This window comes from Streptomyces saintjeani, assembly GCF_055409605.1.
This window is the reverse complement of sequence record NZ_CP189624.1, coordinates 3,125,355-3,148,716: the sequence shown is the minus strand read 5'-3', so window position 1 is coordinate 3,148,716 and position 23,362 is coordinate 3,125,355. Positions and strand designations below refer to the sequence as shown.

Here is a 23,362-nt window from a genome sequence, read left to right as displayed (position 1 = left end):
CGTGCAGTGACCGCCACCGACCGCTCTGTCCACCTCATCTCGGCCGCCGCGCAGGCCGCGGCCGACAAGCTCGCGCACGACATCATCGCCTACGACGTGAGCGATGTGCTCTCCATCACCGACGCCTTCCTGCTCGCGTCGGCCCCCAACGACCGCCAGGTCAAGTCGATCGTCGACGAGATCGAGGAGCGGCTCAGCAAGGAGCTGGGCGCCAAGCCGGTACGCCGCGAGGGCGACCGCGAGGCGCGCTGGGTGCTGCTGGACTACGTCGACATCGTCGTCCACGTCCAGCACAGCGAGGAGCGCGTGTTCTACGCGCTGGAGCGGCTCTGGAAGGACTGCCCCGAGCTCGACCTCCCCGAGGACGCCAAGGCGACCCGCGGCAAGGGCGCGGAGCACGCCAAGCTCCAGGCCGCCGAGGACGGCGCCGGCGGTGAGTGGTGAGCGCCACGGGTGAGGTCGCCGACGGCAGGCCCGGCCGGGGGCGCCGGGTCATCCTGTGGCGGCACGGCCAGACCGCGTGGAACGTCGAACGCCGTTTCCAGGGCACGACGGACGTCGCCCTGACCGAGACCGGTGTCGCCCAGGCCCGCCGCGCCGCCCGCCTGCTGGCCTCCCTCACGCCGGACGCGATCGTCGCCTCCGACCTCTCCCGCGCCGCCGACACGGCCGCCGAACTCGCCGCGCTCACCGGTCTCGACGTCACCCACGACGAGGCGCTGCGTGAGACGTACGCGGGTGCCTGGCAGGGGCTGACGCACGAGGAGATCGTCGCGCGGCACGGCGCCGAGTACACCGCGTGGAAGCGCGGCGAGCCGGTGCGCCGGGGTGGCGGCGAGCTGGAGACCGAGGTCGCCGACCGCGCGGCTCCCGTCGTCCTGCGTCACGCCGAGAAGCTGCCCGACGACGGGACGCTCGTCGTCGTCAGCCACGGCGGCACGATCCGCACCACCATCGGGCGCCTCCTCGGGCTCGACTCCGGGAACTGGGAGTCCCTCGGCGGGCTCTCCAACTGCTGCTGGTCCGTCCTCGGCGAGGGCGCCCGCGGCTGGCGGCTCCTGGAACACAACGCCGGAACCCTCCCGGAACCGGTCCTCGGCGACGACGACTGAGCGTCCCCGGCGGCCCGCACCCCGGATTTCACTTTCCGGCAGGTCGCAGGCTAAAGTTCTTCTTGTTCGCCCGGCCAGACGGAACGGGAAGAACGCGAGGGGCTATAGCTCAGTTGGTAGAGCGCCTGCATGGCATGCAGGAGGTCAGGAGTTCAATTCTCCTTAGCTCCACTTCTCAAGATCCCGTCCCCGGTGGGGGCGGGATCTTTCATTGTCAGCTGCCTCGTCCGCTCCGCCGATTCCTCGTCGCCGGGTGTGTAGACGACGATCCGGCACTCCGGCATCCCGTCGATCGACAGGGACATCGACGTCATCCGCAGTTCGCCGACGCCGCAGTTGCGGAAGACCTTCACGCGGCGGCCGGGTTCCACCACGTCGCCGGATTTCCAGAGGCGGGCGAACATGGGGCTGGCCTCCGAGAGGCGGGTCACGAAGGTCTCCCAGGCCGGTTCGCCGGCGTGCAGGCCGTACGCGGAGCGCATCGTGGCGACCATCACCGGGAGTTCCTGGTCGCGGAAGGCGAGGGGGCACTCCTCGTCCCGTGCGGTGAACAGGCGCCACAGGGCGTTCGGTACGCCCTCCCCGGGGCGGAAGAACAGGGCCCGGTACGGGGCGTTGGTGGCGAGGATGTCGTAGCGGGCGTTGTAGACCACCGCCGGGCGCGGGGCGAGGGCGTCGAGGATGCCCTGGACCTCGGGGGTGACGCAGTGGACCTCGGTCTCCGGGTGGGCCGTGAACGGGACTTCCGCGAGGTGGTAGAGGTGCTCGCGCTCCGGCTGGTCGAGGCGCAGGGTCCGTGCGATCGCGTCCAGGACCTGCGCGGAGGCGTTGATCGGGCGGCCCTGTTCCAGCCACGTGTACCAGGTGACGCCGACGCCGGAGAGCTGGGCGACCTCCTCGCGGCGCAGGCCGGGGGTGCGGCGGCGCAGGCCGGGGGCCATGCCGACGTCCGCCGGGGTGAGGCGGGCGCGCCGGGTGCGCAGGAAGGAGGCCAGCTCGGGGCGGCGGCGCTGGGCGGGGCGTGCGGGCGCCGGTGCTGTCCGTGCCGTCTCCATCGTTCCCGTCGTCACGTCCCCCATCCTCGAACTCCCTCCCGCTTCACGCCAGTTGCTTGCCTGGTGGTGTCAGTACCAGCATCAGTGGGCTCTCGGCACCCGTACCGGACCGGGGCCAGGCTCTGCGGCATGACCACCACACCTCTTGCTCCAAGTAGAAATCCCGCCACCGACAGTGGCTCCGGGCGGCTCCTCGCCGTCGTGCTCGCCGCTCTCTTCATGGCCCTGCTCGACGTCTTCATCGTCAACGTCGCGGCCCCCACGATCGGTTCCGACCTCGGCGCCTCGGGAGCCGAACTCCAGCTGGTCGTCGCCGGGTACGCGATCACGTACTCGGTTCTGCTGATCACCGGCGCGCGGCTCGGGGACCGGTTCGGACACGGACGCGTGCATCTCGCCGGGCTCGCGCTGTTCACCGGGGCCTCGCTCGCCTGCGGGCTCGCGCAGGGGGTCGCCGAGCTGATCGCCTTCCGGCTGGTGCAGGGCGCCGGGTCGGCGGTGATGATCCCGCAGGTGCTGAGCATCGTCCAGCGGTCGTTCACCGGGGAGGCCCGGGTGCGGGCGCTCGGGGTGTACTCGGCCGTCCTCGCGGTCGGCGCTGCGGCCGGGCAGGTCGTCGGCGGGGTGCTGGTCAGCGCGGACCTGTTCGGGACCGGGTGGCGGCCGGTGTTCCTGGTGAACGTGCCGGTCGGGCTGTTCCTGCTCGTCGTGGGGCGTCGCGTGCTCCCGCGCGCGGGCGGTGCCGGGTCCGCGCGGGGGCTCGACTGGCCCGGACAGATCCTGCTCGGGGCGGCCGTGTCGCTCGTCACCGTCCCGCTGGTGCTCGGGCATGAGGAGGGCTGGCCGGTGTGGTCCTGGCTGTCGCTGGCCGCCGGGGCTTCGGTGTTCGCCCTGTTCTGCGGCCACGAGTCGAGGCTCGCCCGGCGCGGGGGCGCACCGCTGATCGCGCCCCGGGTGCTGCGCCACCCCGGTACGGCCCTGGCCGTCGTACGCATCGCGGCCGTGATGGCCGTCAACGGGGGGTTCCTGTTCGTCCTCACGCTGCATCTCCAGGCCGGGCTCGGGTACAGCGCGCTGCGCGCGGGGCTGACGTTCGGGCCGACCGCCGTGGTGTTCGGGGCGGTCGGGCTGACCTGGCGGAGGTGGCCGGCCGGTCTCCAACGGGCGCTCGTGCCGGGCGGGTTCGCGCTCGTCGCGGCGGCGGTGGCCGGGGTGGGCCTCGCGCTGCGGGACGGGAGCCACGGCGGGGCGGCCGTGTACGTCGCGTACACGGGCCTGGGGGCCGGGCTCGCGATGGCCTTCAGCCCGGCCCTCACGCGCGCGCTGGCGGCCGTACGTCCCGAGGACGCGGCGGACGCCAGCGGGCTGCTCGCGACCGTCACCCAGCTCGGGCAGCTCGTCGGGGTCTCGGCCTTCGGCACACTCTTCCTGAACCGCCTTGAGTCACATGGGGGGCCTCGGGCGTATACCTCTTCGGAAGCGCTTCTCGTGTGCATGTACGCGCTCGCCGCGACCGCCGTCGCGGGAGCCGTGTCCGGACTGGTACTGAGGCGTCGCTGACCGTGTCGGTCCGGCCGTGGCAGAATCAAACGGCCGGATGGGAGCGCGGCCCGACGGGAGGGAGCAGTGATGCCTGCGAGCATCCTCGGAGAGGTCGGCCACCTCTCCGATGCGGCGTCGACACGGGACACGGCCACCCGGCTCAGCTGCCCCTCCTGCGGTTCCGCGCACGTCGCACAGGTCCTCGGCGACAACGGCGGGATCTCCTACGTGTGCACGGCCTGCGGCCACAGCTGGAGCTGATCGATGGGTGCACACAGGCGGAAGTGCGACTGGTGCGGGAGCGGCACCCCGATCGTCCGTGACATGGAGCCGGTCAACCCCGACTACCAGTACTGGTGCGAGGAATGCGCGCGGGCGCTGATCATAAAAGGCGACCCCATCGAGACGTACCGCGAACTGGAGGGCGAGCCGATCTACGGCCGCCTCCTCGAAGAGCACTGCACGCTCAAGCGCTTCTACTCCTTCGTCACCGCGTAATCGATTTGGTGGAGCACCCCGGTGACCGTGTAATGTTGGCGTCGCCGCCAGGGAGACCAGGCGGACCACCGCACGGGGCTATAGCTCAGTTGGTAGAGCGCCTGCATGGCATGCAGGAGGTCAGGAGTTCAATTCTCCTTAGCTCCACTTCTCAAGATCCCGCCGGATCCTTCATGGGTCCGGCGGGATTTTCCGTGCCCGTGCGCGAGGCGACGACAAAGGGGCCGCCCTCTGGGAGGACGGCCCCTTCGACATGTCAGCGGCCCAGCGCCCGGCGTCCCCTGCCGCCGCCTCCCTCGCGGTTCGAGAGGACCGGGAGGTTCTTCGCGGGGGCCTGGCCCCGGGTGTCCTCCTCTATGCGGAGGGCGAGGGCGGGGCAGCGGCGCACCGCGCGTAGAGCTTTGGCCTCGGCATAGCGGGGGACCTTGGCCTGGGCGACCGTGGGGAAGCCGTCGGCGCCGAGCTGGAAGACCTCGGGGAGGATGTCCGCGCACAGGCCGTGGCCCCGGCACAGGGTCCAGTCGACGAAGATCTTCTGGCGGCTGCCGGAGGCGTCCTCAGCGGGGGCGCCGCCGGAGATGCCGGCCGGGAGCTGGCCCTCCTCGAAGAGGGGGAGGACGCCCTCGACGGGGCGTCCGCAGCCGTTGCCCAGGACGTGCGCCGCGAGGTCGTCCGTGAACGCCTTGATGGTCGATTCGAGGAACATCGCGGAGCCGTCGGGGTGGGAGCAGGCGCCACGTCTCTTGACGTTGCGGGCGACCTGCTTGAGGGCCTCCAGGGCGGCGGGACCACCGCCGTTGAGGATGTCCTCCATACCGCGCGCGGCGGCCGGGAGCCCCAGGTAGCAGGGGCCGCACTGCCCCGCGCTCTCCTCGGCCAGCCACTGCGCCACCCGCAGCGACTCGCCCAGCGGACACGTCTCCTGACTGATCGGCAGGATCGCCCCCGCGCCCAGCGCGCCGCCCACGGCGTCCAGGGAGTTGCGGGAGACGACGGCCTCGTTGACCGTCGCCGCGTCGATCCACTTGCCGTGGTAGCCGCCCGTCAGCACGCCCTGCGGGACCGGCGGGGCACCGGCGAGCTGGAGGACGTACCGCAGCGGCACGCCCGTCGGGACCTCGATGACCATCGGGCGGGCCACCGCGCCGGAGACGGTCAGCATGACGGTGCCCGGCTCGTCGTACAGACCCGTGTTGCCGTAGCGCTCCGGGCCGATGCGGGCCGCGATGGCGAGCTGGGCGAAGGTCTCGGCGTTCGACAGGAGGGTCGGGGCGCCGCCGACGCCGTTCTGGGAGGCGCTGGTCTTGCGGCCGGGCGGGATCGCGGGGCCGCCGTCGATCGAGCGGACCAGGGACGCGGCGGCGCCCGTCACCATGCGGATCGGGTTGCGCTGCACGAACGCCCGCAGCGCCGAGCGGCGGCTGTCGCTGAGGCCGCGCTCCGCGAGGGCCGCCTCCATCGAGCGCTGCGTCGACTCACGGGTGACCCCCACCACGAGCGTGCGGGCACCGAGCGCCTCGGCGCACAGCAGCGCGCCGTCCAGGATGAGGTGCGGGGCACGGTTGATCATCACCGTGTCCTTGCGGCAGGCCGGCTCGTCCTCGCTGCCGTTGATGACGACGACGGGCCGGATGCCCTTCTTGATCGCCGCGTCCGCGACCGAGCGCAGCTTCTTGTGGAACGGGAAGCCCGCCCCGCCGCGCCCCTTGAGGTTGATCCGCTCGGCCAGTTGCGCGAGCTTCTCGCCGCCGATCGGCTCCAGCGGCCCGTGCACCTTCAGATGCATGGGCAGATCGAGCCGTTCGACAAGGTCGAAACCCGACGTGAGCTGCGGAAGACCGACCACGCGGACCTCTGGGACGTCGGGCAGGGCCTCGTTCACCTATAGCCTCCGGAAGGCGTGTTCCAAGCTTCGCCCGAACCGGGCGTGGGGCCCTGGGCGGCGTTGCCGGGGGCGTTGTCGTAGGGGGCGTTCGGGTTGGGGGTCTCGTACACCGGGATGTTGAACCCGGTGTCCTGCATGGGGTCGTACGCCGACGGCGGGGCCTCGCCGACCGGCGGCGGGGACGGGACGGGCCAGCTCCCCGAGGTGGAGCCGGGGCCGTCCATGCGCGGCATCGCCGCCGTGGGCTGCGTGTCGTACGGCATGTTCGCGCCGTACGACGGCTGTGGGGCCTGCGGGGTGGGCGGCGCGTTGCGGTACGCGGCGGCGAAACCGCCGGACTCCGGGGCGGGCATACCGAACAGCGACGACGTCTGCGCAGCCGCCGGGCGCTCGGCGCGCGGGGCGCGCTCCTGGGGGCCGGACTCGGAGACCCGCGCGCGGCTCTGCTCCAGGTCGTCGCGCATGCCCGGCTCGGAGCCGATGATCGCGCCGATGCGGTCGGCGACGCTGCGCTTGAAGGAGCGGGGAGCCGCGCGCAGGGCGAGCGCGGCGATGACGCCGACCAGGCAGAGCTGGTAGCTCATCATGAAGAACGGCTTCGCGGCGCGACCCGCGTACAGGCCGTGGACCAGGGCAGCGCACAGCGCCGGGTACGCCATCATGTGCATCATCCGCCAGCGCGCGGCGACCGGCGCCGGGGAGGCGAACTGGTTGCGCAGCGCGCCCGTCACGCCGACGAAGATCATCAGCAGTGCGGCGAGCGAGCCGAGGCCGATCAGGCCGCCGATGCCGGTCAGGCCGAGGCTGAACGGGATCAGCGCACCGATGAGGGCGGCGTGTCCCAGCGCGACCTTGATGCTGATGTGCACGAGCAGGAACGCGATCGAGGCGACGGCGGTCACCCGGTGGATGCCCTGCGCCAGGATCCGCTGACGGGTGTTGAGGATGAGCCGGTCCTGGGCGACGAGTCCCCAGATCACCGAGCAGGTGAGGCTCACGAGGGAGAGCACGCCCGCACCGAAGTTCAGGAAGTCCTGGAGCCAGGTGCCTCCGAGGACCACCACCACGGGTATGAGGACGAGGACGACAACCGTCGCGATCCCGTACGCGGACCGCCCCGGCTGGGGGAGCGAGGTGTTACTACGACGAGGGTTCATGGGGGCAACTCCGAGCAGTCCGGGAAAGCGGTCCCGCTGCCGAACTCTAAGTGGGCGCCATACCGATGGGTACGAGTTTGAGTTATTGGGCTGTGACCTAAGGGAGGGGCGGCCGAAGCGATGTCCCTATAGGGGGTGTTGTGTCGGGTAATTTTTGAACGGTAGTCAGTTTTCGCTCCCGTGCTCGCGGTGTCGTACAGCTATACGCAGGTTCGTCGCGGCTTGCTCAAGCCCTGCGGTACTCTGACGACATGCGTGCCGTACGCCTTCTGCTTAGCGGGCCGCGCTGACCAGTCCCGACCGCCGGTGAGTGTGGTCGGAGTCGGCGCGGCGTCCCCTCCTGTGCGAGGGGATTTTTCGTTTCCCGGGTTGGCCGAAACCACCGGGACCCGCCACGCAGATGACGATCGATGGAGCTTTGAGGACCATGAGCGAGACGAACCCCGCAGCCGCCGAGACGGTTGCGCCGCACCGCTACACGGCCGCGCTGGCGGCCGACATCGAGGCACGCTGGCAGGACTTCTGGGACGCGGAAGGCACGTACTCCGCGCCCAACCCCACGGGCGACCTGGCCGGTGACCCCGAGGTCGTCGCCCGCCCCAAGAAGTTCATCATGGACATGTTCCCGTACCCCTCCGGCGCGGGGCTGCACGTCGGCCACCCCCTGGGGTACATCGCCACCGACGTCTACGCCCGCTTCCAGCGCATGACCGGGCACAACGTCCTGCACACCCTGGGCTTCGACGCCTTCGGCCTGCCCGCCGAGCAGTACGCCGTGCAGACCGGCACGCACCCGCGCGTGTCCACCGAGGCCAACATGGAGAACATGAAGGCCCAGCTGCGCCGGCTGGGCCTGGGCCACGACAAGCGCCGGTCGTTCGCGACCATCGACCCCGAGTACTACAAGTGGACCCAGTGGATCTTCGTCCAGATCTTCGAGTCCTGGTACGACGAGGAGGCGGGCAGGGCGCGGCCGATCCGCGAGCTGGTCGCTCAGTTCGAGAGCGGTGAGCGTGCGGTTCCCGGTGGCGGGTCCTGGGGTGCGCTGAGCGCTGTCGAGCGGGCCGATCTGCTGGGGGAGTACCGGCTGGCCTATGCCTCCGAGGCGCCGGTCAACTGGTGTCCCGGGCTGGGGACCGTGCTGGCGAACGAGGAGGTCACCGCCGACGGGCGGTCCGAGCGCGGGAACTTCCCCGTGTTCAAGACCAAGCTGCGGCAGTGGAACATGCGGATCACCGCGTACGCCGATCGGCTGCTGGACGATCTGGACGAGCTGGACTGGCCCGAGGCGATCAAGCTCCAGCAGCGGAACTGGATCGGGCGCAGCGAGGGTGCCCGGGTCGACTTCGCCGTGAGCGGTTCGGGGGCGGCCGGGGCTGACGGTGAGGAGGGCGGCGATGACCGGATCACCGTGTTCACCACCCGGCCCGACACCCTGTTCGGCGCGACCTACATGGTCCTGGCCCCCGAGCACCCCCTGGTCGAGAAGATCACCGGCGCCGCCTGGCCCGAGGGCACGCACGACGTGTGGACCGGCGGGCACGCCACCCCCGCCGACGCCGTCGCCGCGTACCGCGCGCAGGCCGGGGCCAAGTCCGATGTCGAGCGGCAGGCCGAGGCCAAGGAGAAGACCGGCGTCTTCACCGGGGCGTACGCGGTCAACCCCGTCAACGGCGAGCGGGTTCCCGTCTTCATCGCCGACTACGTCCTGATGGGCTACGGCACCGGCGCCATCATGGCCGTACCCGCCGGTGACCAGCGTGACTTCGAGTTCGCGCGCGCCTTCGAGCTGCCGGTCACCTGCATCGTCGAGCCGACCGACGGGCGCGGCACCGACACCGCGCTGTGGGAGGACGCCTTCTCCTCGTACGACGCGAAGATCGTCAACTCCTCGAACGGCGAGATCTCGCTGGACGGGCTGCCCGTCGCCGAGGCCAAGGCGCGGATCACCGAGTGGCTGGAGCGCGAGGGCATCGGGCGCGGGACCGTCAACTTCCGGCTGCGGGACTGGCTGTTCAGCCGTCAGCGGTACTGGGGCGAGCCCTTCCCGATCGTGTACGACGAGGACGGCGTCGCGCACGCGCTGCCCGAGTCGATGCTGCCGCTGGAGCTGCCCGAGGTCGACGACTACTCGCCCCGTACGTTCGAGCCGGACGACGCGGACACCAGGCCCGAGCCGCCGCTGTCCCGCAAGCAGGACTGGGTCGACGTCACGCTGGACCTGGGCGACGGGCCCAAGCAGTACCGGCGTGAGACCAACACCATGCCCAACTGGGCCGGGTCCTGCTGGTACGAGCTGCGGTATCTGGACCCGCACAACTCCGCGCAGCTGGTCGACCCCTCCATCGAGCAGTACTGGATGGGGCCTCGGGAGGGCCAGCCACACGGTGGCGTCGACCTGTACGTCGGCGGCGCCGAGCACGCCGTCCTGCACCTGCTGTACGCCCGGTTCTGGTCCAAGGTGCTGTTCGACCTGGGGCACGTCTCGTCCGCCGAGCCGTTCCACAAGCTGTTCAACCAGGGGATGATCCAGGCGTACGTCTACCGCGACGAGCGTGGGTTCCCGGTGCCGGCCGCCGAGGTCGAGGAGCGGGACGGTGCTTACTGGTACGCGGGCGAGAAGGTCTCCCGGCTGCTGGGGAAGATGGGCAAGTCCCTGAAGAACGCCGTCACTCCCGACGAGATCTGTGAGGAGTACGGGGCCGACACGCTGCGGCTGTACGAGATGGCCATGGGTCCCCTGGACGTCTCCCGGCCCTGGGACACGCGGGCCGTCGTCGGGCAGTTCCGGCTGTTGCAGCGGCTGTGGCGGAACGTCGTCGACGAGGCGAGCGGCGCTGTGACCGTCGTCGACGACGCTCCCGACGAGGCCACCCTGCGTGCCCTGCACAAGGCCATCGACGGGGTGCGCGGTGATCTGGAGGGGCTGCGGTTCAACACCGCCATCGCCAAGATCACCGAGCTGAACAACCATCTGACCAAGGTCGGGGGGCCTGTCTCGCGGTCCGTCGCCGAGGCGCTGGTCCTGCTGGTCGCTCCGCTGGCTCCGCACGTCGCCGAGGAGCTGTGGCGGAAGCTGGGGCACACGTCGTCCGTCGTCCATGAGTCCCTGCCGGTCGCCGATCCCGCGTACGTCGTCGACGAGACCGTCACCTGCGTCGTCCAGATCAAGGGGAAGGTCAAGGCTCGGCTGGAGGTGTCGCCGGCCATCTCCGAGGAGGAGCTGGAGAAGGTGGCGCTGGGGGACGAGGCGGTTGTCAAGGCGCTGGACGGGGCTGCGGTGCGGAAGGTGATCGTTCGGGCGCCGAAGCTGGTGAACATCGTTACCGGGTGAGGTGGTTCGTTCGCGCGGGCGCGCTCTGCTTCGGCTGGGGTCGGGGTGGGGCGCGCTGTGCGGTGGGGGTGGTGTGTGGTGGGTTTTGGCGGATGAGTTTCTCGCCCCCGCCGCCCCTACCCGTCCCATCCTTTGAAGGGGCGCTGCCCCTTCGACCCCGCCAGGGGCTCTGCCCCTGGACCCCGTTCGGCCCTGAAAGGGCCTCGTCCTCAAGCGACGGACGGGCTGGATTTGGCTGGGGTGGTTGTCAGGCCGGGGCCCCTACGGGGTGGGTGGGGGGAAGGTCAGGGTTGGGGGGAACTTGGAGGGTGGGGGCGGCGTTTATCTTGAGAAGGCGGCGCGGGTGCGTCGGGTCGGGGATGAAGGAGTGCTGTGGAAGCCGTGATCGTGGTGGTTGCGTTGGTTTTCCTGGCGCTGTTCCTGCTGGGGGTCTGGGGGACCGTCAAGGCTGTGGGGGCCGCCAAGCGGAGCGTGGACCGGACGATCGGGCAGGCTCGGCGGACTGTCGAGGATCACACCTTGCGGGCCAAGTCGTTGGGGAGGCTCGGGCCTGCTGGGGAGATCGCTCAGCTTCGGTTGAAGTTGCGGACCTCTATGCGGGCCACTCAGGACGCGTTGCATGCCGGGGTCGCCGAGGACGAGTCCCTGAAGGAGTCGCTGGGGTTGTTCGAGCGGCTCAGTGCGCATGGGCATCAGCTCGATGACGAACTCAAGCGGCTGGAGTCCGACCCCGACCGCAGCACGCTCGCTCAGCGACTTCCGGAGCTGAGGGAGCGTACCGAGAGGATCACCGCGTCCGCCGACTCACTGCGGTGGGCCGCGCGGGATCGGGCCAGTCGGTTCGCCGAGGATGAGCTGGACTCGTTGAGTGCGCAGATCGATGTGGAGGCGGGGGCGTTGCGGCATTGGACCACGGACGATGTGCCGCAGACCGGCCGTTCCGGTCGGGCCGGGCAGGCTGGGACCGAGGGTGCTCCGAGGGAGACTCCGGCGCCCGCGATCAGTCCTCAGCCGCCGCGTCCGGCGTACCCGTGGGAGAAGGAGACCCGGCCGGAGAGCACGACCTGAGCGGCAGGCCCCGTACACCTTGATTCGGTCAAGGAGTGGCCGGGGCGAGGGGCCGGGCTGACGGTCGCCCGATACGCCAGGTAACCTCCAGATCATGTCCCGCCATGTCGCGATCGTCACGGATTCAACGGCCTACCTGCCGCAGCCGATGATGGAGCGGCACAGTATTACGGCGGTGCCGCTGACCGTGGTTCTCGGGGACCAGGCGCTGGAAGAGGGCACCGAGATCTCGACGCGGTCCCTCGCGCAGGCGCTTCAGAAGAGGCGGCCGGTGACGACCTCGCGGCCCGGGACCGAGGTGTTCGCGGAGACGTACCGCAGGGTCGCCGAGTCGGGTGCCACCGGCATCGTTTCGCTGCACCTTTCCGCCGAGTTGTCGGGGACGTACGACGCGGCGGTCGTCGCCGCGCGCGAGGCGCCCGTGCCTGTGCGTGTTGTCGATACCGGCATGGTCGCCATGGCCCTCGGCTTCTGTGCGCTCGCCGCCGCTGAGACGGCGCAGGCCGGGGGGACGGTCGATGAGGCGGTGACTGCTGCGGAGAAGCGGGCGGCCGGGACCGCCGCGTACTTCTACGTCGACACGCTCGACTATCTTCGCCGGGGTGGGCGGATCGGTGCCGCTCAGGCGTTGCTGGGGTCCGCGCTTGCGGTGAAGCCGTTGCTCCAGCTCGATGAGGGGCGGATCGAGCTGTTGGAGAAGGTGCGTACGGCTTCCAAGGCGATCGCGCGGTTGGAGGAGTTGGCTGTGGAGCGGGCGGGGGCGGCTGCTGTGGATCTCGCTGTGCATCATCTTGCCGCGCCGGAGAGGGCGAGTGCTTTGGCGGAGAGGTTGCGTGAACGGGTGGTGGGGCTTGGGGAGTTGCATGTGAGTGAGGTGGGGGCGGTGATTGGGGCGCATACGGGGCCTGGGTTGTTGGGGGTTGTGGTTTCGCCTCGGTAGGGCGGTGGGGGTGGGGGTGCGGGGGTGTCACTCGTGTGGGTGACCGAGTTATCCACAGGTGGGGGGTTGTCCACTGAATTCGGGTGAGATCTTCGTGGGTGCGGGGATTGGTCGATGCTCTGGGCATGGCACTTCGAGCACATTCAGCGCGTACGACGATTGCGACCAGTGGGCCCGGGCGGAGGCTCGGCTCTGACAGCCGTGTCCGTGTTCGTGTCCGTGGACGAGGGGGTGGGCGGCGGAGGCGGGAGTCGGTGGCGGAGACGCGGCGGAGGGTGGAGGTGTTGTTCGGGGAACGGGGCGAGGGGGCTGGGGAGTTGGGGGTCGAGGATGTTGCCGGGGAGGTCGTCGGGCGGGGTGTGGTGGGGCCGGTCGGGGGTGCTCGGGGTGACGGTGTGGGGCGGCGTGGGCGGGTCAGGGCCGCTGTGGTGGAGCGGTTGCCGGTGTGGGTGCAGGCTCGGTGTGGGGTGGAGCGGCGGGGTGTTGTGGCGTTGAGCGTTGTGTTGGTGGTGGCCGCTGTGTTCGCGGGGCAGCATTTTTGGGCGGGGCGGACGCAGGGGGTGCGGGCGCCGGAGGTGGTGCGGGCGGGTGTGGTCGAGTCGGGGGGTGCTGTGGAGGTGGGGGGTGGTGGAACTTCGGGTGTGGGGAAGGGGGTTGGTGCTGCGGGTGTTGCGGGTGTTGCGGGTGTTGCGGGTGTTGCGGGTGTTGCGGGTGCTGCGGGTGCGGGGGCCTTGGGGGTCGGGGGTGTGCCTTCGGCCGGTGCCGAGATCGTCGTCGATGTCAGTGGGAAGGTGCGCGATCCCGGCGTGCATCGGTTGCCGGCGGGGGCTCGGGTGGTGGATGCCTTGCGGGCGGCGGGTGGGGTGCGGCCGGGGGCTGATGTCAGTGGGTTGAATCAGGCGCGGTTTCTGGTGGACGGGGAGCAGGTGGCGGTGGGGGTGCCCGGTGCCGCTGCTGTCGCCGGGGGCGTACCGGGGAGCGGGGGCGCGCCTGGTGGCGGGGGTGTGGCCGGTGGTGGGGGCGGTGTGCCGGTTTCGCTCGGGGGCGCGACCCTGGAGCAGCTCGATGCTCTGCCCGGGGTGGGGCCCGTGCTCGCGCAGCACATCCTCGACTACCGGACGCAGCACGGTGGGTTCCGGTCGGTGGACGAGTTGCGGCAGGTGAACGGGATCGGGGAGCGGCGGTTCTCGGAGCTGCGGGAGCTTGTGCGGCCATGAAGAGGGAGGGGGAGGCGGATCTGAGGCTGGTGCCGCCGGCGCTGGCGGCGTGGGGGACGGCGGCCTGGGCGCTGGGTGTGTCGTTGGGGGTGGCGTTGGCGGTCGCGGCGGGGTGCGTGGTGGTGGCCGGGGTGCTGCTCGTGGGGCGCAGGTCCGGGTGGTCGGGGGTGACCGGGGCGGGGGTGCTGTTGTGCGCGGGCGCGGCTGCGGTGGTCGGTGGGGTGCACGGGGACGACGTACGGAGCGGGCCCGTGCCGGAGTTGGCGGCGGAGTTCGCCGACGTACGGGCGGACGTACGGATCACCTCGGACGCGCGGCGGACCCGGCCGAGGGTCACGGGGGACCGGATGTCGCGGGACGCGGTGGTGGTGGACGCCGAGGTGCTGCGGGTCGTGGGGACCGGTGGGCGGGAGGTGGGGACGCGGGCGCCGGTGCTGGTCGTCGTGTCGGGGGAGGGCGGGGCCGGGTGGCTGGGGCTGCTGCCGTCCACACGGGTGCGGGTCGCCGGGAAGCTGGTGCCGCCGATGGGTGGCGGGGACGATGTGGCGGCGGTGCTGCGGGTACGGGGGGACGCGGGGCCCGAGGTGGTGGGGGAGGCGTCCTGGGTGCAGCGGGTGGCCGGGCGGCTGCGGGCCGGGCTGCGGGAGGCGACCGCGGAACTCCCGGGCGACGCGCGGGCGTTGCTGCCGGGGCTGGTCGTCGGCGACACCTCGCGGATCTCGGCCGAACTGGACGAGGCGTTCAAGGAGACGGACCTCGCGCACACCCTCGCCGTCTCCGGGAGCAACCTGACGATCATCCTCGTCCTGCTGCTCGGCCCGCCCGGGTCGGCCCAACACGTCGAGCGGCGTGGGCTCGCGCCCCGGCTCGGGGTGTCCCTGCGGGGGACGGCGCTGCTCGGGGGCGGGCTGACGCTGGCGTTCGTCGTGGTGTGCCGGCCCGATCCGAGCGTGCTGCGGGCGGCGGCGTGCGGGGCGGTGGTGCTGGTCGCGCTGGCGACCGGGCGGCGCCGGACGATGCTTCCCGCACTGGCGGCGGCCGTCCTGGCGTTGGTGCTGTACGACCCCTGGCTCGCCCGGAGTTACGGGTTCCTGCTGTCGGTGCTGGCCACCGGGGCGTTGCTGACGGTGGCGCCGGGGTGGGGTGCGGCGTTGCGGCGGCGGGGGGTGCCGGCTCGGCTGGCGGAGGGGGTGGCCGCGGCGGGGGCGGCGCAGGCGTTGTGCGCGCCGGTGGTGGCGGTGCTGTCGGCGCGGGTGAGTGTGGTGGCGGTGCCGTGCAATCTGCTGGTGGAGTTCGCGGTCGCGCCGGCCACGGTGCTGGGGTTCGCGGCGCTCGCGGTGGCGCCGGTGGCCATGCCGGTGGCCAAGGTGCTTGCGTGGTGCGCCAGTTGGCCCGCCGGGTGGATCGCTGATGTTGCTCGGGCCGGGGCTGCTCTGCCTGGTGCCGGGGTCGACTGGCCCGGGGGGTGGGGTGGGGCCGTCGCGCTCGGGGCGGTGACTGTCGTGGGGGTGCTGCTCGGGCGGCGGGTGCTGGGGCGGCCCTTGTGGTGCGGGGTGTTGGGGGTGCTGCTCGTGCTGGTCGTGTTGCAGCCGCCGCCGGTGACTCGGGTGGTGACGGGGTGGCCGTCGCCCGGGTGGAAGCTCGCGGTGTGCGATGTGGGGCAGGGGGATGCGGCCGTGTTGGCGGCGGGGGAGGGGGCGGGGGTTGTCGTGGACGCCGGGCCTGATCCCCGGGCCGTCGACCGGTGTCTGCGGAAGTTGGGGGTCACTCGGGTGCCGTTGGTCGTGCTCACGCACTTTCACGCCGATCATGTGGCCGGGCTGACGGGGGTGTTGCGGGGGCGGGCCGTGGGGGCGATCGAGGTGACCGGGTTCGAGGAGCCGGTGGATCAGGTGGGGTTCGTGCGGCGGGCTGCGCGGGACGCCGGGGTGCCGGTGGTGCGGGCTGTCGCCGGGGAGCGGCGGCGGGTGGGGGAGCTGGAGTGGGAGGTGCTGTGGCCGCCGGGGGGAGGGGCGGTCGGGGAGGGGGCGGTCGGGGAGGGGGCCAATGACGCGAGTGTGGCGATGTACGTGCGGGTGGGTGGGCTGCGGGTGTTGATGCTGGGGGATCTGGAGCCGGTGGGGCAGCGGGCGATGGTTGACGCGGGGGCCTTGGCGGGGGTGCTGCGGGGTGGGGTGGATGTGGTGAAGGTGGCTCATCATGGGTCGGCGCATCAGGATGCGGGGTTGATGCGGGCGGTGGGGGCTCGGGTGGCGTTGATCTCTTGCGGGGCGGGGAACTCGTACGGGCATCCGGCGCCGAGTACGGTCGCGGGGTTGCGGGAGGCGGGGGCCGTGGTGATGCGGACGGACCGGGACGGGGGGTTGGTGGTCAGTGGGGTGGGGGATGGGGTGCGGGTTATGGGGGGTGGGTGAGCGTGGGTGGGGAGGGGGAGCGGAGGGGGCGAGTGGGAGCGGGTGAGCGGAGGTGGGCAAGGTCGGGCCGGACGGGGGGCGTGAAAGGGGTGACTCTGGGAGAGGGTCGCCGGGTGCGGATCGGATCGGGGTGCGTGGGGGGTGGCGGAGAATGGGCGTGTGAGTGATGTGAGACATGTGCTGGTGTTGCCGGATCGGGATGCGGCTGAGGAGGTTGTCGAGGAGTTGCGGGAGCGGTTCGGGGTGGTGGAGGAGCCGTTGGTCGTGCGGGACGCGTTGGCGGGGGAGGACGATGCGGAGGACGCTCAGTGGCTCGTCGTGCTCGGGGATGAGGCGGGGCTCCTCGGGGCCGAGGAGTTGGACGCGTTCGCTCGGGAGTGGGAGGGGTGGCGGGAGGAGCCGTAGGGCTTGGGGTCCGGTTCTGGATGGGGGTGTCGGTGGTGCGTGACATGCTTGTGGGGATGGCCAAGAAACGTGCTGATGATGATCTGCTCGCTCCTGTGACGCTCGCCGTGGGGCAGGAGGAGTTGCTGCTCGACCGGGTCGTGCGGGATGTCGTGCGGGCGGCCCGGGAGGCCGACGCGGACACGGATGTGCGGGACCTGGGGGCGGAGCAGGTGCAGCCGGGGACGCTGGCCGAGTTGACGAGCCCCTCGCTGTTCTCCGAGCGGAAAGTCATCACCGTACGGAACGCGCAGGATCTCTCGGCGGACACCGTCAAGGACCTCAAGGCGTATCTGGGATCGCCCGTCGAGGACATCGCGCTCGTGCTGCTGCATGCCGGTGGGGTCAAGGGGAAGGCCGTGCTGGAGGCCGCGCGCAAGGCGGGGGCGCGGGAGGTCGCCTGTCCGAAGATGACCAAGCCCGCCGACCGGCTGGCCTTCGTCCGGCAGGAGTTCCGGGCCATCGGGCGGTCCGCGACGCCGGAGGCGTGTTCCGCGCTGGTCGACTCGATCGGGAGTGATCTTCGGGAGCTGGCCTCCGCGGTCTCGCAGTTGGCCTCGGATGTCGAGGGGACCATCGACGAGGCCGTTGTCGGGCGGTACTACACGGGGCGGGCCGAGGCGTCCAGCTTCACCGTCGCCGATCGGGCCGTCGAGGGGCGGGCGGCGGAGGCGCTGGAGGCGTTGCGGTGGTCGCTGTCCACCGGGGTGGCGCCGGTGATGATCACCAGTGCGTTGGCCCAGGGGGTGCGGGCGATCGGGAAGCTGTCGTCCGCGCGTGGGGGGCGGCCGGCTGATCTCGCGCGGGAGCTGGGGATGCCGCCGTGGAAGATCGACCGGGTCCGGCAGCAGATGCGGGGGTGGACGCCGGACGGGGTGGCGGTGGCGTTGCGGGCCGTCGCGGACGCGGATGCCGGGGTCAAGGGCGGGGGGGACGATCCGGAGTACGCGCTGGAGAAGGCGGTCGTGGTGATCGCCCGGGCGGCTCGGTCCCGGGGGAGGTAGGGAAACGGGTTGATCGCCGTTCGCGGGTCTGGCTAGCGTTTCCGGTATGACGACGACTCCGGACGCCGCCGACTGGCTCGCGGTCAATCGCGCCAACTGGGACGAGCGTGTTCCGATCCATACGGCCGGTTCTTTCTACGACCTGCCCTCCTTCGTCGCGGGCCGGGAATCGCTTCAGGACTTCGAGGTCGACGAGGTCGGTGATGTCAGGGGGAAGAGCCTGCTTCACCTGCAATGCCATATCGGGCTGGACACCCTGTCCTGGGCCCGGCGCGGCGCCGTCGTCACCGGGCTGGACTTCTCGCCTGCCGCTGTCGCGGTTGCTGGGGAGCTGGCGGGGCGGGTCGGTGCGGATACGGCGCGGTTCGTGACGGCCGATGTGTACGACGCCGTCGAGGCGGTCGGCGGGCAGCGCTTCGACATCGTGTACACCGGCTTCGGTGCGCTGTGCTGGCTTCCTGATATCGCCGGGTGGGCGCGGACGGTTGCCGCGTTGGTCGCCGAGGGCGGGTTCCTGTATCTGGCTGAGTATCACCCCGTCGCCGAGTTGCTTGCCGATGACGGGGTCACCGTGGAGAGCGACTACTTCCGCCGTGAGCCGTTCGTGGTCGATGCGCCGGGGACGTACGCCGATACCGCCGCGTCCATGGACGCCACCCTGACCGTCGAGTGGAGGCACGGGGTCGGTGAGGTGGTCAGCGCTCTGGCCGCGGCTGGTCTCCGGGTGGAGTTTCTGCACGAGCATGACCGTGGCCATTTCCGGCTTCCTGCGGGGCGGGGGGTGCCTCGGGTCTACTCGGTGCGGGCGGCGAAGACGGGGTGAGGGCCGCGACGACCGGTACGGCGAGGCCGACGCGGGGCGCCCTCACGGCGTGGTGTTTTCCAGGGCATCGCCCCGCCAGGGTTCCGCCCCCGGGGGCTGGTGCGTCAACCCCGTTCGCGTACGCCGAAGGCCCCGGCTTCCGCCCTGGGGAAGGGTGGGGGCCGGGGCCTTCGGTTCGAGCTTGGTGATCACGCCCGCGTGGCGAACGCAGGCCGCGCGTGATCGTTCGGGTGCCGGACGGGAGCGGAAGAGAGAGGGCCCGCTCGGTTCCGTCGGCGGTCAGATCAGGAAGGTGTTCAGCCCTTGAGCGCCTCGACCTTGGAAGCGAGCGCCGACTTCTTGTTGGCAGCCTGGTTCTTGTGGATGACACCCTTGGAGACGGCCTTGTCGAGCTGACGCGCGGCAGCGCGCTGGTACTCGGTGGCCTTCTCGGCGTCACCCGCGGCGGCGGCCTCGCGGGCCTTGCGGATCGCGGTCTTCAGGGAGGACTTGACGGCCTTGTTGCGCAGCCGGGCCTTCTCGTTGGTCTTGATCCGCTTGATCTGGGACTTGATGTTCGCCACTGATTGAGCCTTTTCAGGTTCAGGTGAGCTGCCCTCGCGGGTTTCACCAGGTGATTTCTTGGGTTTGTGCCTCGCGCTGAGAGGGCAAGAGACACAGCTGTCCACACTACCAGCGGCCCTGCGACCGACCCAAACCGGGGCCGCCCGGACCGAGGGACCGGCTGCCTCACCCCCGAGGCCCACCGAAGCGAGAGGCACGGAGCCGAGCCGCCCACACTGACACCGCGCTCCCCGCCCCCGGCACCACACCCCCGCCCCACCCCGCCCGAGCCACCCCCGCCCCGCGCCCGTGGGACCATGGAAGCTACGTATCGATCCGACCCGAGGCACAAGGCGCCTCAAGAGACAGGACCCTGCGTGCCCGCGATCCCTAAGAACGTGCCCGAGCCGAGCCGTACCGACCCGGCGCTGATCCGCAATTTCTGCATCATCGCTCACATCGACCACGGCAAGTCCACGCTTGCCGACCGGATGCTCCAGCTGACCGGTGTGGTGGATCAGCGGCAGATGCGTGCTCAGTATCTCGACCGGATGGACATCGAGCGCGAGCGCGGTATCACGATCAAGTCGCAGGCTGTGCGGCTGCCGTGGGCGCCGACCCACGACCAGGGCAACACGCACATCCTGAACATGATCGACACCCCGGGTCACGTGGACTTCACGTACGAGGTCTCGCGCTCGCTCGCGGCCTGCGAGGGCACCGTCCTGCTCGTCGACGCGGCGCAGGGCATCGAGGCGCAGACCCTCGCGAACCTGTACCTCGCGATGGAGAACGACCTCACGATCATCCCGGTGCTGAACAAGATCGACCTCCCGGCCGCGCAGCCGGAGAAGTTCGCCGAGGAGCTGGCGAACCTCGTCGGCTGCGACCCGAGCGACGTCCTGCGGGTGTCCGCCAAGACCGGCATCGGCGTGGACGCGCTGCTCGACAGGGTCGTCCAGGAGGTCCCGGCCCCCGTCGGCGTCAAGGACGCGCCCGCCCGCGCGATGATCTTCGACTCGGTGTACGACTCGTACCGCGGCGTCGTGACGTACGTCCGTGTCATCGACGGCCAGCTCAACAAGCGTGAGCGCATCAGGATGATGTCGACCGGCGCGACCCACGAGCTGCTGGAGATCGGCACCAACTCCCCGGAGATGCTCGGCGCGGACGGACTGGGTGTCGGCGAGGTCGGCTACCTGATCACCGGCGTGAAGGACGTCCGCCAGTCCAAGGTCGGCGACACCGTCACCAGCCAGGCCAAGGGAGCGACCGAGGCGCTCGGGGGCTACAAGGACCCCAAGCCGATGGTCTTCTCCGGCCTGTACCCGCTGGACGGCTCGGACTACCCGGAGCTGCGCGAGGCCCTCGACAAGCTCCAGCTGAACGACGCCGCGCTCGTCTACGAGCCGGAGACCTCCGCCGCCCTCGGCTTCGGCTTCCGCGTCGGCTTCCTCGGCCTCCTGCACCTGGACGTGATCCGCGAGCGCCTGGAGCGCGAGTTCGGCCTCGACCTGATCGCGACCGCGCCGAACGTGGTGTACCGCGTCGTCCTGGAGGACCGCAGCGAGGTCGTCGTCACCAACCCGAGCGAGTTCCCCGAGGGCAAGATCATGGAGGTGTACGAGCCCGTCGTACGCGCCACGATCCTCGCGCCGACCGAGTTCATCGGCTCGATCATGGAGCTGTGCCAGACCCGGCGCGGCACCCTCCTCGGCATGGACTACCTCTCCGAGGACCGCGTCGAGATCCGCTACACGCTGCCGCTGGCGGAGATCGTGTTCGACTTCTTCGACCAGCTGAAGTCGAAGACGCGCGGCTACGCGTCGCTGGACTACGAGCCCACCGGCGAGCAGACCAGCTCCCTCGTCAAGGTCGACATCCTGCTGCACGGCGACAAGGTCGACGCGTTCTCGGCGATCACGCACAAGGACGCCGCGTACGCGTACGGCGTGCGTCTGGTCGCCAAGCTGCGCGAGCTGATCCCGCGCCAGGCGTTCGAGGTGCCGATCCAGGCGGCCATCGGCTCCCGGGTGATCGCCCGAGAGACCATCCGCGCCATCCGCAAGGACGTCCTCGCCAAGTGCTACGGCGGTGACATCTCCCGGAAGCGGAAGCTGCTGGAGAAGCAGAAGGAAGGCAAGAAGCGGATGAAGATGGTGGGTTCCGTGGAGGTTCCGCAGGAGGCGTTCATCGCCGTCCTGAGCAGTGACGACAACGCGGGTTCGGGCAAGGGCAAGAAGTAGGGCTCGTACGGCTGTGTGTGCGGGGTCCGTCGCGTGTGAGCGTGGCGGGCCCCGTTGTCGTACCGGTACCGGATCAGGGGGAAGTGACCCCTTACGCCTGGGCCGGACGCCCTTTACTCTGATCCCTGCCTGGTAGTTACTCGTGAGTTAATAAGCCGCGCAGCACAACCGCCGCACCGTCGCGGGCCCCGGAGGACGTCGTGAGCGACACACAGACCCTGATCGAGAACCGGCCGCCGTCCGTCGCGGGCCTCTTCCTGGACCGCGTGACGGCGACGCCGGACGGCGAGGCGTACCGGTACCCGGTGCCCGCGGCCGACGGCCAGGGTCCCGACGAGTGGAAGTCGCTCAGCTGGGCGCAGGCCGCTACGCGCGTCCACGCCATCGCGGCCGGCCTCATCGGCCTCGGCGTCGAGCCGGAGCAGCGCGTCGCGCTCGCCTCCTCCACCCGCGTCGAGTGGATCCTCGCCGACCTCGGCATCATGTGCGCGGGCGCCGCGACGACGACCGTCTACCCGCAGACCAACGACGAGGAGTCGGCGTACATCCTCTCCGACTCCGAGAGCCGGGTGCTGATCGCGGAGGACGCGGCCCAGCTCGCCAAGGCCGTCGCCCGGCGCGGTGAGCTGCCGGACCTGGCGTACGTCGTCGTCATCGACCCGGCCGGCGCGGACACCGGCGAGGACTGGATCCTCACGCTGGACGAGCTGGAGGAGCGCGGCGCCGACCGGCTGGCCAAGGAACCCGGGCTGATCGAGGAGAAGGTCGCCGCGATCACCAGGGACCAGCTGGCCACGCTGATCTACACCTCGGGTACGACGGGCCGCCCCAAGGGGGTACGCCTTCCGCACGACAACTGGTCCTACATGGCGAAGGCCATTGCCGCGACCGGGCTGATCAGCGCGGACGACGTGCAGTACCTGTGGCTTCCGCTGGCGCACGTCTTCGGCAAGGTCCTCACCTCGGGACAGATCGAGGTCGGGCACGTCACCGCCGTCGACGGGCGCGTCGACAAGATCATCGAGAACCTGCCGGTCGTGCGGCCGACGTACATGGCGGCCGTCCCCCGCATCTTCGAGAAGGTCTACAACGGCGTCGCCGCGAAGGCCAGGGCCGGGGGCGCCGCGAAGTACAAGGTGTTCCAGTGGGCCTCGCAGGTCGGCCGGGAGTACGCGAAGGTCACGCAGGACAACTTCATGCGGACCGGGGACCGGACGGCGCCCTTCGCGCTCACCGCGAAGCACAAGGCCGCCGACGCCCTCGTCTTCGCGAAGATCCGCGAGGCGTTCGGCGGGCGGCTGCGCGCCTGCGTCTCCGGGTCCGCCGCGCTCTCCCCGGAGATCGGGTACTTCTTCTCCGGCGCCGGTATCCACATCCTTGAGGGCTACGGGCTCACCGAGTCGTCCGCCGCGTCCTTCGTCAACCCCGGCGAGGCGTACCGCACGGGGACCGTCGGCAAGCCGCTGCCCGGCACGGAGGTGCGCATCGCCGACGACGGGGAGATCCTGCTGCGCGGCCCCGGGATCATGGAGGGGTACCACAAGCTCCCCGAGAAGACCGCCGAGGTGCTGGAGTCCGACGGGTGGTTCCACACGGGTGACATCGGCGAGCTGTCCCCGGACGGGTTCCTGAAGATCACCGACCGCAAGAAGGACCTCATCAAGACGTCCGGCGGCAAGTACATCGCCCCCGCCGAGGTCGAGGGACAGTTCAAGGCGGTCTGCCCGTACGTCTCCAACATCCTGGTGCACGGGGCCGACCGGAACTTCTGCACGGCGCTGATCGCGCTGGACGAGCCGGCCATCCTCGGGTGGGCCGAGGAGAACGGGCTCGGCGGCAGGCCGTACGCGGACGTCGTCGCCTCGCCCGCCGCCGTCGAGCTGATCCAGGGGTACGTGGACGAGCTCAACGCGGGGCTCCAGCGCTGGCAGACGATCAAGAAGTTCCGGCTGCTGCCCCGCGACCTGGACGTCGAGCACGGGGAGATCACGCCGAGCCTCAAGCTGAAGCGGCCTGTCGTCGAGAAGGCGTACAAGGGGCTGCTGGAGGAGATGTACGCGGGGACGCGCGAGGCCTGAGG

19 protein-coding genes and 2 tRNA genes are annotated in these 23,362 nt (G+C 70.9%); 17 read left to right on the top strand and 4 right to left on the bottom strand.

Annotated elements, in window-relative coordinates; genetic code table 11:
- Positions 1-6: 6 nt before the first annotated feature.
- From rsfS to ACQCO7_RS14020, 3 genes are all read left to right on the top strand, one after another.
- The gene (rsfS, locus tag ACQCO7_RS14030) at positions 7-444 is read left to right on the top strand and encodes a ribosome silencing factor (RefSeq protein ID WP_464072149.1); all 438 of its coding nucleotides are present in this window, start codon (positions 7-9) and stop codon (positions 442-444) included.
- The gene (locus ACQCO7_RS14025; protein WP_029184092.1) at positions 441-1,112 is read left to right on the top strand and encodes a histidine phosphatase family protein; all 672 of its coding nucleotides are present in this window, start codon (positions 441-443) and stop codon (positions 1,110-1,112) included. The genes rsfS and ACQCO7_RS14025 overlap by 4 nt, the downstream gene beginning before the upstream one ends.
- A gap of 98 nt (positions 1,113-1,210) precedes the next feature.
- Positions 1,211-1,283: transfer RNA gene (locus tag ACQCO7_RS14020), tRNA-Ala, on the top strand.
- Here ACQCO7_RS14020 and ACQCO7_RS14015 read toward each other — a convergent pair.
- Positions 1,265-2,191 carry a helix-turn-helix transcriptional regulator gene (locus ACQCO7_RS14015; RefSeq protein ID WP_464072148.1) on the bottom strand — a complete coding sequence of 309 codons (927 nt, stop codon included), beginning with the start codon at positions 2,189-2,191 and terminating at the stop codon, positions 1,265-1,267. The genes ACQCO7_RS14020 and ACQCO7_RS14015 overlap by 19 nt on opposite strands.
- A 105-nt stretch (positions 2,192-2,296) precedes the next feature.
- Between ACQCO7_RS14015 and ACQCO7_RS14010 the strand changes: the two genes are divergently transcribed.
- The 4 genes from ACQCO7_RS14010 (at position 2,297) to ACQCO7_RS13995 (ending at position 4,354) form a co-directional block, all read left to right on the top strand.
- Positions 2,297-3,727, top strand: a complete 1,431-nt coding sequence (locus ACQCO7_RS14010) for an MFS transporter (protein ID WP_464072147.1) — start codon at positions 2,297-2,299, stop codon at positions 3,725-3,727.
- Between the two features lie 69 nt (positions 3,728-3,796).
- Positions 3,797-3,970, top strand: coding sequence for a hypothetical protein (locus ACQCO7_RS14005; protein ID WP_010355366.1), 174 nt, complete (start codon positions 3,797-3,799; stop codon positions 3,968-3,970).
- A 3-nt stretch (positions 3,971-3,973) separates the two neighbouring features.
- Positions 3,974-4,207 (top strand): hypothetical protein, encoded by a 234-nt coding sequence (locus ACQCO7_RS14000; RefSeq protein ID WP_003976229.1) that lies wholly within the window; start codon positions 3,974-3,976, stop codon positions 4,205-4,207.
- Positions 4,208-4,281: 74 nt separating this feature from the next.
- Positions 4,282-4,354: transfer RNA gene (locus ACQCO7_RS13995), tRNA-Ala, on the top strand.
- 109 nt (positions 4,355-4,463) lie between these two features.
- On the opposite strand, the gene ACQCO7_RS13990 is transcribed toward ACQCO7_RS13995, so the two are convergent.
- Positions 4,464-6,089 carry an NADH-ubiquinone oxidoreductase-F iron-sulfur binding region domain-containing protein gene (locus ACQCO7_RS13990; protein ID WP_464072146.1) on the bottom strand — a complete coding sequence of 542 codons (1,626 nt, stop codon included), beginning with the start codon at positions 6,087-6,089 and terminating at the stop codon, positions 4,464-4,466.
- Positions 6,086-7,249 carry a cytochrome b/b6 domain-containing protein gene (locus ACQCO7_RS13985; RefSeq protein WP_464072145.1) on the bottom strand — a complete coding sequence of 388 codons (1,164 nt, stop codon included), beginning with the start codon at positions 7,247-7,249 and terminating at the stop codon, positions 6,086-6,088. The genes ACQCO7_RS13990 and ACQCO7_RS13985 overlap by 4 nt, the downstream gene beginning before the upstream one ends.
- Before the next feature lie 427 nt (positions 7,250-7,676).
- Between ACQCO7_RS13985 and leuS the strand changes: the two genes are divergently transcribed.
- The 8 genes from leuS (at position 7,677) to ACQCO7_RS13945 (ending at position 18,493) form a co-directional block, all read left to right on the top strand.
- On the top strand, positions 7,677-10,583 hold the full coding sequence (gene leuS / locus ACQCO7_RS13980; RefSeq protein ID WP_464072144.1) for a leucine--tRNA ligase: 2,907 nt from the start codon (positions 7,677-7,679) through the stop codon (positions 10,581-10,583).
- Positions 10,584-10,955: 372 nt separating this feature from the next.
- Positions 10,956-11,651 carry a hypothetical protein gene (locus ACQCO7_RS13975; protein WP_464072143.1) on the top strand — a complete coding sequence of 232 codons (696 nt, stop codon included), beginning with the start codon at positions 10,956-10,958 and terminating at the stop codon, positions 11,649-11,651.
- A 94-nt stretch (positions 11,652-11,745) separates the two neighbouring features.
- Positions 11,746-12,591: a DegV family protein gene (locus ACQCO7_RS13970; protein ID WP_464072142.1), complete on the top strand. Its 846-nt coding sequence runs from the start codon at positions 11,746-11,748 to the stop codon at positions 12,589-12,591.
- A 125-nt stretch (positions 12,592-12,716) separates the two neighbouring features.
- Positions 12,717-13,808, top strand: coding sequence for a ComEA family DNA-binding protein (locus ACQCO7_RS13965; protein ID WP_464072141.1), 1,092 nt, complete (start codon positions 12,717-12,719; stop codon positions 13,806-13,808).
- A complete protein-coding gene (locus ACQCO7_RS13960; protein WP_464072140.1) occupies positions 13,805-16,222 on the top strand; it encodes a ComEC/Rec2 family competence protein in 2,418 nt (805 codons plus the stop codon). Before ACQCO7_RS13965 ends, ACQCO7_RS13960 begins: the two co-directional genes overlap by 4 nt.
- 159 nt (positions 16,223-16,381) lie before the next feature.
- Positions 16,382-16,627, top strand: coding sequence for a hypothetical protein (locus ACQCO7_RS13955; RefSeq protein WP_464072139.1), 246 nt, complete (start codon positions 16,382-16,384; stop codon positions 16,625-16,627).
- A gap of 56 nt (positions 16,628-16,683) precedes the next feature.
- Positions 16,684-17,670, top strand: coding sequence for a DNA polymerase III subunit delta (holA, locus tag ACQCO7_RS13950; RefSeq protein ID WP_464072138.1), 987 nt, complete (start codon positions 16,684-16,686; stop codon positions 17,668-17,670).
- A 46-nt stretch (positions 17,671-17,716) separates the two neighbouring features.
- On the top strand, positions 17,717-18,493 hold the full coding sequence (locus tag ACQCO7_RS13945; RefSeq protein WP_464072137.1) for a class I SAM-dependent methyltransferase: 777 nt from the start codon (positions 17,717-17,719) through the stop codon (positions 18,491-18,493).
- Positions 18,494-18,789: 296 nt separating this feature from the next.
- Here the strand turns inward: ACQCO7_RS13945 and rpsT are convergent, their stop codons facing one another.
- Positions 18,790-19,056: a 30S ribosomal protein S20 gene (rpsT, locus tag ACQCO7_RS13940; protein ID WP_409112623.1), complete on the bottom strand. Its 267-nt coding sequence runs from the start codon at positions 19,054-19,056 to the stop codon at positions 18,790-18,792.
- A gap of 357 nt (positions 19,057-19,413) precedes the next feature.
- Here rpsT and lepA point away from each other — a divergent pair, with 357 nt between their 5' ends.
- Together lepA and ACQCO7_RS13930 are read left to right on the top strand one after the other, a co-directional pair.
- A complete protein-coding gene (lepA, locus tag ACQCO7_RS13935; RefSeq protein ID WP_464072136.1) occupies positions 19,414-21,282 on the top strand; it encodes a translation elongation factor 4 in 1,869 nt (622 codons plus the stop codon).
- A gap of 200 nt (positions 21,283-21,482) precedes the next feature.
- Positions 21,483-23,360 (top strand): AMP-dependent synthetase/ligase, encoded by a 1,878-nt coding sequence (locus ACQCO7_RS13930; RefSeq protein ID WP_464072135.1) that lies wholly within the window; start codon positions 21,483-21,485, stop codon positions 23,358-23,360.
- Positions 23,361-23,362: the final 2 nt, after the last annotated feature.